Genomic DNA, 13,169 nt, shown 5'->3' on the forward strand with positions numbered 1-13,169 from the left:
ACCTCTATTATTAATACATGAAACATTAAAGATATGATTAGGATCATACAATTAGAAATGATAAGAGTTATTATTCAAACTTGTTAATTCAGTGGTGCTTAAATAAATGTCTCTAGATAAATTACTTCACAAAGTTAAACACATCTACTTGACTGGAAACCTATCCGAACAGGTATTGGCAGCACAAATATTAAGCCGTTTTCAAAACACTAAATATCTGATTATAGAAAGGTTAGCGTCCCAGAACCCTGACCTTGTTATTACTAGTCTTGAATGCCTCGCTTTAGATAATGCAGCGCCTATTGAGCCCATCCTCAACTGCTATCAATACTGGGACGACAGCGAAATTAAATTGGCATCGTTAATGGCTATTGAGAACAACCAACACTCTCTACTCGCTGTTCCTGTATTATTAGAAGCAGTATGCGACGAAAATGACTACTGGGATGGAGGTTGGAATGACGGAGATGACATCAGCTTGATAGCTGCGCGGATTTTAGACAATCACAAACACCAACTAGATCACGAACAGTCTCTGCGTTTACTACACCGACTTCAGAATGACCCCGAGCCAGATCTAAAAGGCAAACTCATTGCTTTACTTTCGCGCCACTCCCCGACTCTGCTAAATGAAAACAACGTACTCAAAAGCACCGCTGATACTCGGATTTTTTTGAGAAACACTCAAGACAAAGTCGTATTATACAAAGCCACACAACACCCTGATATTAGCTGCCAAAAAGTGGCATTTCAGCGTCTATCTGAAATGGATTGTCGTGAATATCTGCAGGTGTTTTTAAACGGCCTGTCTCATTCAGATCCATCAATAAGAAAAAGTTCCGTACATCAATTAGCGAAATGGAATTACCTAGTAGATATAAAGCACCTTAATTTTGAGTTACTGCTATCTGGTATACCGCTCTACTCACTCACAGGGCTAATGAGTAGCAAAGATAAGCTGGACGTCATTGACCATCTTCAAGAAAAACCCAATGTTGCTTATTCAACCACAACGCTCCTTCTGCTGATTTGCAGTTTGGAGAGTCAGCACAAACAGCTGCAACTTAACCACTTTATACCCATTTTCTATCAAGTGTTTTCAAAGTTGGAAGAGTCAGAACAACTCGACAGCCTAAACAGCTTATTAACTGAAACTTCCGAACAACTTAGCGTCGCCTTTATTCGTCAACAACTTCAGCAGGAAGCTTGCAGTAACTCTATCAAGCGACTGTTAATTGAACACCTTTCGAAAAACCCAAAAACTAGCCACCAAAGCTATTTAAAAGAACTCACTTTAGGGACATCAGGTATCATAGTTGCGGCTTCTTCAGTAAAAAGTAGAACAGCAACGAACATTGCCCCTATAAATGAAATGATTAGCGCGGAAATCATTGACGCTAATGCTCAACCAGCACTTATTACATCAACACTTGATGCATTAAAACAAGCTCACTCACCAGCTATCTCTAACGCTGACTCTACCGTCGCATCTACTTCTACTTCTACTTCTACTTCAGTAAAGAAGCGTTCTAACAGATCTGCAAAGATAGAGGCTCTAGAAAATCAAGCGATCGCTCTAGAGTTTTGCTCAAACAAAACATGGCTGCGCAGCCTTTGCTCTGACGACAAAATAAGTTATCTAACCAAAGCGGCGTTTTACGCCTTGATTCATGCCTTATGTAGACACAGCATAAGCTTTTCCGATGTACAAACATCACGCTTTAATCTACTCGTGTTAGAACTCTTGCTAGATGAGCAATCCGAAAATATCGGCGACATCCTCGTCTGGCTTGGCGATGATTGGATACAACAGAACCGTTTGTCACTGATGTCATCACCCTGCTTATCTTTAAGAGTCGGCTTAATAAAACACATCAATGACGAGCAACAATTATTAGAATTAATCAAACATTCGTATATCGGCATTCAGCACGCAGCGCTCAATCAACTTGCGCTTAGTGGTGTGTGTCCCCATAAGAAACTGATCGGGTTGCTTTTGGAAGAGCCGTTACTTTATCCACAGTTGGCAAACTTTGAAGCACATACGGTTTATGAAATACTTGAAAGTGAATTCGATCGCCGATCCTCAACGACTCTTCAAGCCACTCTCACGTATCTTGAAACGACAAGTAATCCCCCCTAACAAAGAACTCAAATCTGGTAGCAAAATCATGTCCATTGATTTGAGGCTTTCATTTTTACTTCACTCGCAGCCGGTAAAGTTAGTAGCAACGAATTAAGCCTCGCTTTGTAAGGTATTGTATGGGTTTGTCTAACAGCAACTTCTGTCACTAAACAACGCACTTCAGTTCCGTATATTGATACTTCGTATGAATAATAAGGTGTGTCATGAAAACTCTATCTTTAGCTACCTTAGCGACAGCTATCTTTCTCATTGGATGCGGTTCAAATCAAAATAAATCGCTATTCAATCAGGCAAACGCAGCACCGTCAGTTGTACATGGGGTCACGATTGAAGCCGTTCCCTCTCAATTCGTTGAATACTCTCAAGCAGGCTACAACCGATATATCGCGGTCAATGCCCCGAATGGCAAATCTATCCATATTTTGATTATGGATCGCCTGAGCGATTATCAAATAGTCAAAGCCGTCAATGTTCTCAACCACTATCTAACCCCTGTTGATGGCACTAAGTATGGGAGCACTGACTCAAAACGCGAGATTGCAAACGCGATGGCCGACAATGGCGCAATACTAAAGCTAATGAATTATTACGATGAGCCACGATACAACGATGACTTGCCCGGGCAGCCCTTGTTCGAAGAAGAGATTCAGGTTGAAGGCGGTGAATGGTATGTCCAACAAGATTATGAAGAGCATCGTGACGCCTCTTATGAGGAAATACTGCATTTAGTCCATGACTATGGCATCGGGGTTTTTAACGCGCCTGAAGATGCAGTAACCGCATTACCTGAATTTCAAAAAGAATTTAATGCGGTACAGAGACAAGCATTACACAATGCTTACACACCACCCCGTGATATTTTAGAAGAGTGGCAAGAAGAAGTCAGCGTTGATCAAGAGTACTTTGCCGCTGTAATTGATAGCTACTACGGGCTTTGGGGAGCATACAACGGCAAAGGTATGTGGGGGTTATACCAAGTTAAAACCCGCGACGATTTCTCAAAAGAAGACCCCGATGCACAAGCGATAGTAGAACAGATTTTCTCTCCAACATTAACTTACGATGCATACCTTGCCGATACATTCACCGGAACATTTAAAATGAGGTATGACCCAGTGACGTCCTATACTCATCACTCTCAATACCTTACTAAACTAACGCTATCAGGTAACAATGATGCGAATATTGAGATCAACCAGCATGACAACCGCGTAACCGGAAACGCGGGGGTAAATACAGTGATCGCCCATGGCCCTAAAAGTGAATACCAAATTCATGATCTGGGGAATGGTAAATTTCAGCTTAATGATACCGTTGTTTCGCGTGACGGCTTGAACGTGTTATCCAGTATCGAAAAAGTACAGTTCACTGATCAGCTTTTGTCTTTTAGGTAATATTGACCAGTTTACAATTTTGTCAAAACGAACCAACAGTGACATTACACAATATTGTAGAGTTTGATGTAAACGGAGTGCCTCCTAGCTCAATTGACCGCTACAAGTCATTCGGGAAAATTAAGTGACAGGAAGCACTATCAAAATAGGTGGTTTAGGGAAAACTTGTATGTGTATGTTGCCAGCTCAACTTTCGATTAACTTAATTCCTTTTTCTTTACAGTACACGGGTTACCCGCAGCCATACAATTAGCCGGTATATCCTTTGTGACAACACTACCTGCCCCTATAACTGCTCCATCGCCAATATTAACGCCAGGTAAAACAATACACCCATAACCTATCCAAACATCATTGCCTATTGTTATGGGCTCAGCTGTTAGACGATCAAGCTCATCTGGATGACCTCTATTAGTAAGAGCATGACCACTACAATCCATAACCACTGTATTTGGACCAAACATAACATTGTTTCCTATAGATACTTTTTCATAAGCACAAATAGTAGTTCCTTGAAGCACGCAACCTTGCCCGATCACTATTTTTCCAAAAGGCCTGTCGTTAACTGAAACGCTGGTCAGCTTTGTGATGCAGGAAGGGAAAGCAGGAAGGTTAGACGACTCGATGTAACAACCAGAATCGATAGTAATAGCCTCATCCCCTTCTGGAAAATTTTCGAAGCCTTTAACTCCTACTTTAGTCAAGGTAACAGCCGGGCATCCAGAGAACGTAACCCAATCGTCTCCACCAAAAAATTGGTTGTATTGCTCCATCAATGCAGCACCAGATAATTCAGAATGATTATCTGGGCAGAGTATTCTTTCAGATTTATACATCTTGAGCTTCCTGCTTAAAATTATTGGGAATTTCCTGAACCAAACCTCCCTCCATAAGTAATACTCTGTCAGCCGAAGCAATGGTTTCTGGGCGGTGAGCAATCATCAATATAGGAGTATTGATTTCCTTAAACATCTGGCAGACAAACGACTCCGTATAGATATCTAAGCTACTTGTCGCTTCGTCCAATACGAGAAACTTGGGTTTTTTATACAAAGCTCGCGCGATGAGAATCCTTTGTTTTTGACCTCCTGAGAGACTAGAGCCCATCTCACCAACCAACGTGTGGTACCCCATATTTAGGCTTTCGATATCATCGTGAACACCCGCCCTACGAGCACACTCCACAAGCCAGTCTTCATCTAAATCGCCAGCGAAGAATGTAATATTCTCGATAATCGAACCACTAAACAACTGGTCTTCTTGCAACACCGCGCCAACCTGAGCTCTAAGAGATTTGGAGGCAGGCGATTTATTACCGAAATAATTAATGCTACCTGATGTGACTGAATAAATACCCAATAGCAGTTTAGAAATGGTTGACTTACCACAACCAGACGGCCCAACTAACGCTACAATCTCATTACTTTTTACACTAAAACTTGCACCGTTAAGAATAGGAGGTTGGTCTTTTCCATAAGAGAAGTATACCTCGTCAAACTCGATAACATTATCGCCCTGATTATTTATTGCAACGGGTAGCCCTATGACATCAGGCTCGTTATCCGTTTCTTTTTCGGTTAAGACAATATCTGCTAAACGCTCGTTGTACACAGATAGCATCTTAAACTCGAAATACTTATCGATTAGTGAACTAATGCTGGCAGAAAAACGCCCTTGATACGAAAGAAACGCCATCAACATACCGATAGTAAATAGTCCATCCAAAACCAAATTTGCACCAAACCAGAGAACAGTCGCAGACACAATGCTAACAATGGTCACATTAATTGTGTTATAGATCATCCCGAGCTTTTGCTCATGTAGCTGCGCATTTCTTCTATTAATATTGAGGTTTCGCCAAGACGACTCCCTCCAAGGTAACGTCCCATTGACTCGCAAACTTAATACACCGCGAACTGTCTCTATGAAGTAACTGTCTTCTTGAGTGCTGGCTTCCCAGGTATTTTCTTCGGCGCGTTTAAACGCGCCAAACCACGCAAACCGAAGAGCGATGTAACCTAACGCAGCAGCGATGGCAATGAATGAGAGTTCAGGGCTGTAAACCAACATAACCGACAGAGTGCCAACAACTAATACTAAGTCGAGTAGAGCTTGAATTGCACTGGTTGTTAACGTCTGCTGAATGACATCCACAGCGGAAAATTTAGCACTAATACTCCCTATATCCCTTTTTTCAAACCAATCTATCGGTAACCGGAACAAGTGATGGAAAACGTTCGCAGCCCACTGCATATTAAAGTTCACTGACAGCTTGATTGCCGCCCATTGCTGGGCAAGACCAATTAGAGTTTGCGTCGCAGTTACCATCAGAATGGCTCCAATGACGAGTACAAGAAGGTTTTTGTCATATCCAACCAATACTTCATCAATCACGATTTGGTTGAAAATGGGCAAGGTAAGCGCTAATAGCTCTAGTACCAATGCGAAAACAAAAATCCGTCCTAACGCCCCTTTTAAGCCAACGGTTTTACCAATGAGAGTCGATAACCTAACGGCTTTACTTTCCACTTTTTCTTCGAAGTCATGAGTTGGTGTTAGCTCTAGAGCTATGCCTGTGAAATGTTGGTTTACCTCATCATAACTTAGTGTCAACGATCCACTTGCAGGATCATGAATGTCAATCTTCTTCCCACGCACTCTCTTTAACACAACAAAGTGATTTAGATTCCAGTGTAAAATACAGGGTGTGGCTAATTGCTCCAATTCCTGTAGTTCTAAGCGAACCGCCCGCCCCGAAAGCTTGAGAAGTGCACCACACTCAATAAGCCGAGCAAACGACATCCCATGCTGAGTAATACCGCATTTTGCCCTTAGTGAGCGTAGGTCGGTTTTATAACCATGCCAATCGGCAACCATAGCTAAACAAGCGATACCACATTCCGCCTTTTCTGTCTGTCGGATCAAAGAGAGTTTCTTCCCCCACCCCCAATCTATAAGCCCTTCTGTATGCATGGTTATATTCGCCCTTTAATCGTGTACAAAGGCTCTAACAGCCACTCGTAGACCTTACGTGTATCAAGTTCAATGTCTGCGGTTAATGTCATTCCTGGAACAAACGTTTGCTCGTCCCCATAAACAGTAATGGTTGGCTTCTCTAATGTGACTCTCACTTGATACAACCCAACACCACCATACGTACGAGAAATCTGACTTTGGATCAGCGGGCTATTTGGTAACATATCCGCGGAGACTGCAGATTTTGATATGGAGTCGACAACACCTTGCTGAACACCAAACTTTTCATAGGGAAACGCATCAAACCGTAAACGAACATTCTGACCTTCTTTAATAAAACCTATACTGCGACTGGGCGCATAAAGCTCAACAACGACAGGCTCTTCACCCTCAGGAATAACAACGAGTAGAGGTTGACCTTTATTAACTGAGTGACCTTCCTTGACGAAAATTGACGCAACCACACCGTTAATCGGTGATACAACCTGAGTATCTGTTTGATAAAAGTATTCGATTTTACTTTGAGCGATTTGTTGAAGCTGGCGGTCTATTTCCTGGAGGGTAATGTCAAGTTCTAACTGTAACGTATCTTTCGTATCTTCCAACTTGGCCTTTTCTCTGACCAATCTCTGTAAACTAAGGTGCTGTGTTTGTACCTTAGCTTCTAGTGTTATTAACTCGAGTCTTTGTCTTTGAAGTTCAATAGAAGAAATGAACTGCTTGTTGACCAATACTTGTTGTTTATCAACCAAACTTTGAGCAAGGCTTAGCTCTTGTTCAGATAAATCAACGACAACTTCCAGTATGCCGGCCTCTTCTGACAAACGAACTAAGTCATCATCAATGACTTTTAGTTGATGCCGAGATTTCTCTATTTCTTTATTTCGACGTTCGTTTAGCAAAGTAATTTGACTTTCAATGGTAGCAACAATGCGTTTTTTCACGCCCTGCCCAAACTCATCATAACGCTCTGTTTTTATCTCATATAGAGGTTCTCCAGAGAACACTGTCTGGCCTTCAGTGACAAATACACTTTCAGCATACCCTTCATCATTAGCCTGTACCTTCACAATACCGCCAGTCGGACTTACCACTCCGTTCAGTGTATCTCTGCGTGTATATTCGGCAAAAACAACGAAAAAAATAATAGTCATCAGAACAAATATTGATGCAGCTAAAAACATATGCTGATTCAACGAAGCGTCAATTAAAATTGAGCCTTGATTGTCTGATTTCTGCGCCTCAAAATACTCTGGTCTATATAAATGCTTAGCTCTTGTTACCACGGGTAATCCTTTCCCTTAACAAACGATGCTAAAGCTGTATAACAGCAATTTCTTGTTGCTTGTTTGAAATCAACTTTGTATTCACTTTTTTCGCCGACAAATCGACACCGCATTGACAAATTTTAGTTCTACACTTGGTTGGATTGGTAGGAAGCTCAACATTTTCATCATAAATAGAGCCAATGGGGCCATCTTGCATACACCAAGAACGATAAATATCACCACTAAACGTAACGACTAAGCTATCAATACCTGCATAACAATCCCAACCAACAAAATTAGTTTGATCATTGGCAATTAAATCAAAAGTGGATAGATTCTCGGTTTTGCCATCTGCATAGTTTACTTCTAACTCAGCCATTGCTGGAGGAAGCTTTTTGATCTCTGGTCGCCCTCTGAAGTCTTTCATTATTTGCTCTTGTTTGGTCGTATATGGGTACTTATTAGTAATCCCACCATGTCCAAAGCCTTCAAAAAGTGGCTGCAAAGCTATAGAGCAACGAACTTCTTGTTTTAGCCGGTTTGCAAACTCTAAACAGTCATCAAACCGCTCAGGAATCATCATTATATTGACGTGAAAGCGAGTGGCTTGAGACGCCTCAAGAACCTTTGATATGTCAATAAAATGAGACTCGCTCTTGATATCTGTTAAATGGTAGCTCAAGCTTACACCATTTAAAAATTTACCGTTTTCACTCCACCACTTCAAAGATTTCGAACCATTTGAAACAATGCTGACTAACCCAGTATTTTTATGGATATATTTGATTAGGTCACTAAAATATCTAAGTATAGTCACTTCACCGCCACCAAATTCAAAATATGGTTTCAGTCCCAACTTTCTGGAATATTTAAATATTTCATCTATAAACTGAACTACAAATTCATACGATGGAGCTTTAATCGAGCCACTATGCAGATCTGAGTGACAGTAGCTACACTTGTAGTTGCAGTTATTCGTCAATGCCCAATTTATTACAAAAAATTTCATTTTACATTCCATATCTCTAATTATCATGTAAATTACCATAACATGTGTAAATTCTTGTTTTAATATAAAGAATGCGAAATTCGGTAATAACAATAGATAATGATTGAACGATCACCCCTAAAATCAACGCTACATAAAATAATGGCATATCAAGTCGAACTACAAAGAACATCAACAAAATAGAAAATACCATTAAGACCAAAGAAATAGATTTGATTTCAGATGAAGAACAAACAATATATCCTTCTTCATTCTGCTTAATTCTAACCCCACCGAATATTGAACCATTAAAAACAATAATTGAGCCATTTAATACTCTGCATTGTTCGTTAGGGAAAAGATGTTTAACATCCATAAATTTCTCCTATATTATACAGCCCTTGATTTAAGGGCTGTAGCTTATTAGTTAGTTGGTATTTCCCGCGCCTACAGTTCCAGCGGCTGCTGCTGTTGCAGCTGCTGCACAGCCGATAGCACCAAGTCCACCAGTTGCAGCCATACATCCAGCAAATGCGCCAGCCCATGCCGCAGCAGAAGCAGCTGTTGCAGCTCCTTTGGTCTGAGACATTGGTCTATTTGATCCTGGAGATGCTGGATAATCACTAGCGTTCCCATCACCACCACCATCAACCATTGAAATTTCTTCAACATTTAAGTTATACATAAGTTATTTCCTTATATTAAATTACAGTAAAGAGTACTGCGCTCATAGAAACTATCTTGTTAACCAGCCTTTTTTCTTGCCCAAAATCTCATCTGAATAACCAAGTAAATTTGGAAGCCATGTTATAGACTCTAGCAATGCTGAATATATTGGTGCTTTAAACATTTGCCGATTTGACAAATCACTAGATAAATCAAAATCTTTTATATAGGACTGCACTAGTAAAAAGTAAATCATTATATTGGCAGCGCCGATTACAATGGGAATCCAAATTCCCAATGCAATCATAAAGCCAAATAAAATAATGCTAGATGGAAATATGTACTGTACCGCAGTCAATAGAAAGCAAGGGGATGCGCATAGACCTGCTACCCAATGCGTCTTCCACGCTTCTGTATAAGCTTCAACTCGGCCACGAGCCCAGCGCCTCCGTTGATTAAATAATCCTTTTGCGTCCGTTGGACATTGCGTTGTTGCCTTTGCTTTAGGTGCATAGCCCGTGCGATAGCCGTTTGATATTGCTTTCCAGCACCACGCTATATCTTCGACTAACCACTCGCTCCAGCCCCCTAACTTCTTCACCACTGAAGCTCGATGAGCAACGAATGCACCCGCTAGTACTGGTACACAACCCAACTTATCTTGCGCTGCTCTTATCGCTCCATAAAAGCTGATATGTTCATAATGTTGCAATTTACCTATAAAACTATCTTCATGATTCTCTGGTGTAATATATCCACAAACCGCGGCGTATTTTTCATCAGACCAAAGCTTGGTTACCAACTCATAGATCCCATTGGGCTCGATATAAGTACCACTATCTACCACAACATAAACATCACCAGTGGCTACACCAAGGTCGAGTACATGATCTAAAGCGAAGCCTTTTCTACCACCATTTACTGACCTTTCTATTATTTGGAAGTCATGGTTCATCTCTGTATTATCAATCCACCCTTTAACTCTACTGATTGCGTTGTTTGTGGAGCCATCATCAATAATAATTACCTGTATTTTACTTGGATAATTTTGATCGTTTAGCTTATTTAGTGCGCAAACTAGGTGTTCTTCGTTTTCATTATAGAAAGGTAAAAAGGCCGAAACTTTCGGATCATTATTATTTTTAGACTTAGATTTTTTCAGTTTATAAAACCCAAATAAAACTAAGGTTGTAATAAACGAGAACAAAGATGTTGCGATTAAAATCACTTCAATTACATCAACCATAACTATCTCACTTACGCTAAGTAACAATTAACAAGGCGACTAACAGTTTGATAGTCGTACTTAGTATTCAAGTGCCCTTGAAGCAGGGAAAATGCTGAATATTTAGCATCTCGTAAAGGGAACTCAACAGACTTAACATCAAGACCAAGTTTCTTTGCTTCTATTAAAACGCTCTCTCGAAATTCTTGATCATTAAAACGAGTAATCACCTTACGATCCTCATTTTTTAGTCGCTCTTTCAAACGACCCGCTTGTTGTAAATTAGAACCTGAATGTTCTTTAATCCCTAGCTCAATTAACAAAAACTTGTTCTCATATTCATCAAGTAACCTTGTAAACCCAAACGAGTGCTCTCGAACTTGAGTTGGAGTCAAGTCGCCCTCCGAGTAATGATTAAGAGTATCAATGAAGTTAACGAGCCATGATTCGATGAGCGCATGGTCATCCCATACAGCCCCGACACCATTTGCCAGTACATAGTTACCGAAATCGGGTACAGCTGTTATAGTGCCAAAGTCCAAAAATCGACCGTCAACCGATATATTCGAGCTCGTTAAAGAGCCATGTGGAATACCTTTAACTCTCGATGCTGCAATCTGGCAGGCCAGTCGATCAATCATTTTATTGAAAGCATCACTAAGTGACGCACCCTCAACCCCACCTAACAGAAACTTGGATAGGTAAGGTAAAGCCTTCCTCACACGATTAGCATCATTATCACGAAGATAACTATAATTCACCGCTGGCCAGAAAAATGTGCATCGCTCAAAGTGTGCGGGACGTACTGAAACTTCCCTTATTGCTAAAGCACAGTGTTTGTAAGGGGCTTCATCTAAATATCCAAATTTATGCTTTGTATTGGTTTTGATAATGGCTAACGTTCGTATTGCTCCGTAAGGTAAATGCTTATGACAAATCTCGCCCCAAATCGCTTCACTAATAGCCTCATCAATAAATAATTTGCCATGTGAGTGACTTTCAGATATATTCGTAGCGACTAAAGGGTTGGGCCCAATACCTTTAATTTGAAAATGTCCGTTTAATCCACATCTAGCGCTACCACCGTTGCACACCTCATGTCGAGAACCATATTGATCTGCCATGAACTGTTTTTTATCATTAATTTCCATTCTTTGTTTCTTAGCATATCCTTTGGATACGTAGCTAAAATTGTCAATCAACTCTCCTTTAAGAAAATTTTCATCAAACGCTATGTTGTATTTTTCAATTAGATTTCTATTGATCCAAACAACTTCAGTTTCGTTTAATTTATAAGCATCAAATGAAACAAAGGACTCTTCTGGCAAGTCATTGCCTACACTCGGAGTGTTATGCGTTCCAACTAGCTTATATGTTTTCAGTAGTTCAATACCCATACAGACTCCGTTTGTTTGTTTTAATTATATTTCCTTGAGTATCCCGAATACAAATATTCACTTCACCAAGAGTAAGATTCGTAGATGATAAGAAAAACTTGTACAGTTCTTTTAGCTGACTGATCTTATTTTTCTCTACAAACCAGTCCACAACTATTAAGTTGCTCCCTTCATTCCAATTCATTGGCTTCAGTGAGAACCTAGGTCGAGTCATATAATTTGATAACGTTAATTCATCAACCCATGCCCAAATAACGTACCCTGTAAATTCGACATCGCTAGGTAATTTTAAAAACTTATATTGCCTATGAATTACCGCTGGTTTTATCCAGTGTAAAAACGAAGCTATGTTCAGATCACTGCGTTGATTACATTTAGACATTACCTCTACAAACCGCCCTAATTCGTGAGTAACTTCTAACTTTGATAAAGGACCATAGCGTAGGCCGGATATTTTACCGTTAAGAATAGATACAGGATTACTTTTCATTACAACCTACATAGTTACGGTTATTTAGTACTTTCGATATTAAATACTAAAGTTTAAATAAAGCACTTACTACCTGTTATTATTTGGATTCACAACGCTAGTTTTATTATTAATAAACATAATTATTACAACATTTTGCGAGGGAGACTTCGTGTAATTAGGCGACTCTGTCTTTAGACTTAATTACGTATTAAAGCCCTTGTTTGCTAACATATGAGTAATGTGGATGTAACTTATAGTAGCTCCCTGGTGGTACCAGGTATGGTATTTACACTTATTGAGGTTCGCTGTAACGGCTTAATATTATGCTGGCTCTTTCTTCAGTAAGTATATGATCAACTGTTATGCTGGCTTGAAAATAAAGAAATCTAAAATGAGAATGGATTGGATATTTTCAATGTAGAGGAAAGTGCAACATGTTGGGAAGAACCGTGCCACTCACCAACTGTCTACATTGAATGTCTAAAAATTTGTTATTCCGATGGCGACATCCTATAACAGCATAATTTGGCAAACTATAGAGATGAAAAAAGCCCGACCATTTCTGATCGGGCTTTCTAAATGATGGAGGCGCCTCCCGGAGTCGAACCGAGGTCCACGGATTTGCAATCCGCTGCAT

At 40.2% G+C, this 13,169-nt stretch carries 11 protein-coding genes; 2 read left to right on the forward strand and 9 right to left on the reverse strand.

Going from position 1 to position 13,169, the window contains the following annotated elements; translation table 11 throughout:
• The first annotated feature begins 106 nt into the window (after window positions 1-106).
• Together AB6E08_RS16365 and AB6E08_RS16370 are read left to right on the forward strand one after the other, a co-directional pair.
• Window positions 107-2,143, forward strand: coding sequence for a hypothetical protein (locus AB6E08_RS16365; protein WP_372065370.1), 2,037 nt, complete (start codon window positions 107-109; stop codon window positions 2,141-2,143).
• Window positions 2,144-2,349: 206 nt separating this feature from the next.
• Entirely contained in the window at window positions 2,350-3,540 is a 1,191-nt protein-coding gene (locus AB6E08_RS16370) for a hypothetical protein (RefSeq protein ID WP_371707952.1), read from the forward strand.
• A 197-nt stretch (window positions 3,541-3,737) separates the two neighbouring features.
• Here AB6E08_RS16370 and AB6E08_RS16375 read toward each other — a convergent pair whose 3' ends face one another.
• The 9 genes from AB6E08_RS16375 to AB6E08_RS16415 are packed head-to-tail and all read right to left on the reverse strand — an operon-like array spanning window position 3,738 to window position 12,550.
• A complete protein-coding gene (locus AB6E08_RS16375) occupies window positions 3,738-4,376 on the reverse strand; it encodes a DapH/DapD/GlmU-related protein (protein ID WP_371707951.1) in 639 nt (212 codons plus the stop codon).
• Complete coding sequence (locus AB6E08_RS16380; RefSeq protein ID WP_371996927.1) at window positions 4,369-6,513, reverse strand: peptidase domain-containing ABC transporter; 2,145 nt, start codon at window positions 6,511-6,513, stop codon at window positions 4,369-4,371. Before AB6E08_RS16380 ends, AB6E08_RS16375 begins: the two co-directional genes overlap by 8 nt.
• Window positions 6,514-6,515: 2 nt before the next feature.
• Complete coding sequence (locus AB6E08_RS16385; RefSeq protein ID WP_135381467.1) at window positions 6,516-7,802, reverse strand: HlyD family secretion protein; 1,287 nt, start codon at window positions 7,800-7,802, stop codon at window positions 6,516-6,518.
• 28 nt (window positions 7,803-7,830) lie between these two features.
• Complete coding sequence (locus AB6E08_RS16390; RefSeq protein WP_017098604.1) at window positions 7,831-8,793, reverse strand: radical SAM protein; 963 nt, start codon at window positions 8,791-8,793, stop codon at window positions 7,831-7,833.
• Between the two features lie 16 nt (window positions 8,794-8,809).
• On the reverse strand, window positions 8,810-9,148 hold the full coding sequence (locus AB6E08_RS16395; protein WP_017098605.1) for a hypothetical protein: 339 nt from the start codon (window positions 9,146-9,148) through the stop codon (window positions 8,810-8,812).
• Window positions 9,149-9,199: 51 nt separating this feature from the next.
• Complete coding sequence (locus AB6E08_RS16400) at window positions 9,200-9,457, reverse strand: hypothetical protein (RefSeq protein WP_371996925.1); 258 nt, start codon at window positions 9,455-9,457, stop codon at window positions 9,200-9,202.
• 51 nt (window positions 9,458-9,508) lie between these two features.
• On the reverse strand, window positions 9,509-10,684 hold the full coding sequence (locus AB6E08_RS16405; protein WP_372065363.1) for a glycosyltransferase family 2 protein: 1,176 nt from the start codon (window positions 10,682-10,684) through the stop codon (window positions 9,509-9,511).
• 11 nt (window positions 10,685-10,695) lie between these two features.
• A complete protein-coding gene (locus AB6E08_RS16410) occupies window positions 10,696-12,060 on the reverse strand; it encodes a protein adenylyltransferase SelO family protein (RefSeq protein ID WP_017098613.1) in 1,365 nt (454 codons plus the stop codon).
• Complete coding sequence (locus AB6E08_RS16415) at window positions 12,050-12,550, reverse strand: toxin-activating lysine-acyltransferase (protein ID WP_017098612.1); 501 nt, start codon at window positions 12,548-12,550, stop codon at window positions 12,050-12,052. The genes AB6E08_RS16410 and AB6E08_RS16415 overlap by 11 nt, the downstream gene beginning before the upstream one ends.
• Window positions 12,551-13,169: the final 619 nt, after the last annotated feature.

The sequence above is a fragment of the Vibrio sp. 10N.247.310.24 genome (assembly GCF_041467175.1).
GTDB lineage: Bacteria > Pseudomonadota > Gammaproteobacteria > Enterobacterales > Vibrionaceae > Vibrio > Vibrio tasmaniensis_A.

Bases quoted from the DNA above. Each gene is read 5' to 3' on its own strand.
- AB6E08_RS16410 (WP_017098613.1), bottom strand. From the start codon at position 12,060: ATGGGTATTGAACTACTGAAAACATATAAGCTAGTTGGAACGCATAAC.
- AB6E08_RS16405 (WP_372065363.1), bottom strand. From the start codon at position 10,684: ATGGTTGATGTAATTGAAGTGATTTTAATCGCAACATCTTTGTTCTCG.
- AB6E08_RS16375 (WP_371707951.1), bottom strand. From the start codon at position 4,376: ATGTATAAATCTGAAAGAATACTCTGCCCAGATAATCATTCTGAATTA.
- AB6E08_RS16370 (WP_371707952.1), top strand. From the start codon at position 2,350: ATGAAAACTCTATCTTTAGCTACCTTAGCGACAGCTATCTTTCTCATT.
- AB6E08_RS16415 (WP_017098612.1), bottom strand. From the start codon at position 12,550: ATGAAAAGTAATCCTGTATCTATTCTTAACGGTAAAATATCCGGCCTA.
- AB6E08_RS16380 (WP_371996927.1), bottom strand. From the start codon at position 6,513: ATGCATACAGAAGGGCTTATAGATTGGGGGTGGGGGAAGAAACTCTCT.
- AB6E08_RS16395 (WP_017098605.1), bottom strand. From the start codon at position 9,148: ATGGATGTTAAACATCTTTTCCCTAACGAACAATGCAGAGTATTAAAT.
- AB6E08_RS16400 (WP_371996925.1), bottom strand. From the start codon at position 9,457: ATGTATAACTTAAATGTTGAAGAAATTTCAATGGTTGATGGTGGTGGT.
- AB6E08_RS16390 (WP_017098604.1), bottom strand. From the start codon at position 8,793: ATGAAATTTTTTGTAATAAATTGGGCATTGACGAATAACTGCAACTAC.
- AB6E08_RS16365 (WP_372065370.1), top strand. From the start codon at position 107: ATGTCTCTAGATAAATTACTTCACAAAGTTAAACACATCTACTTGACT.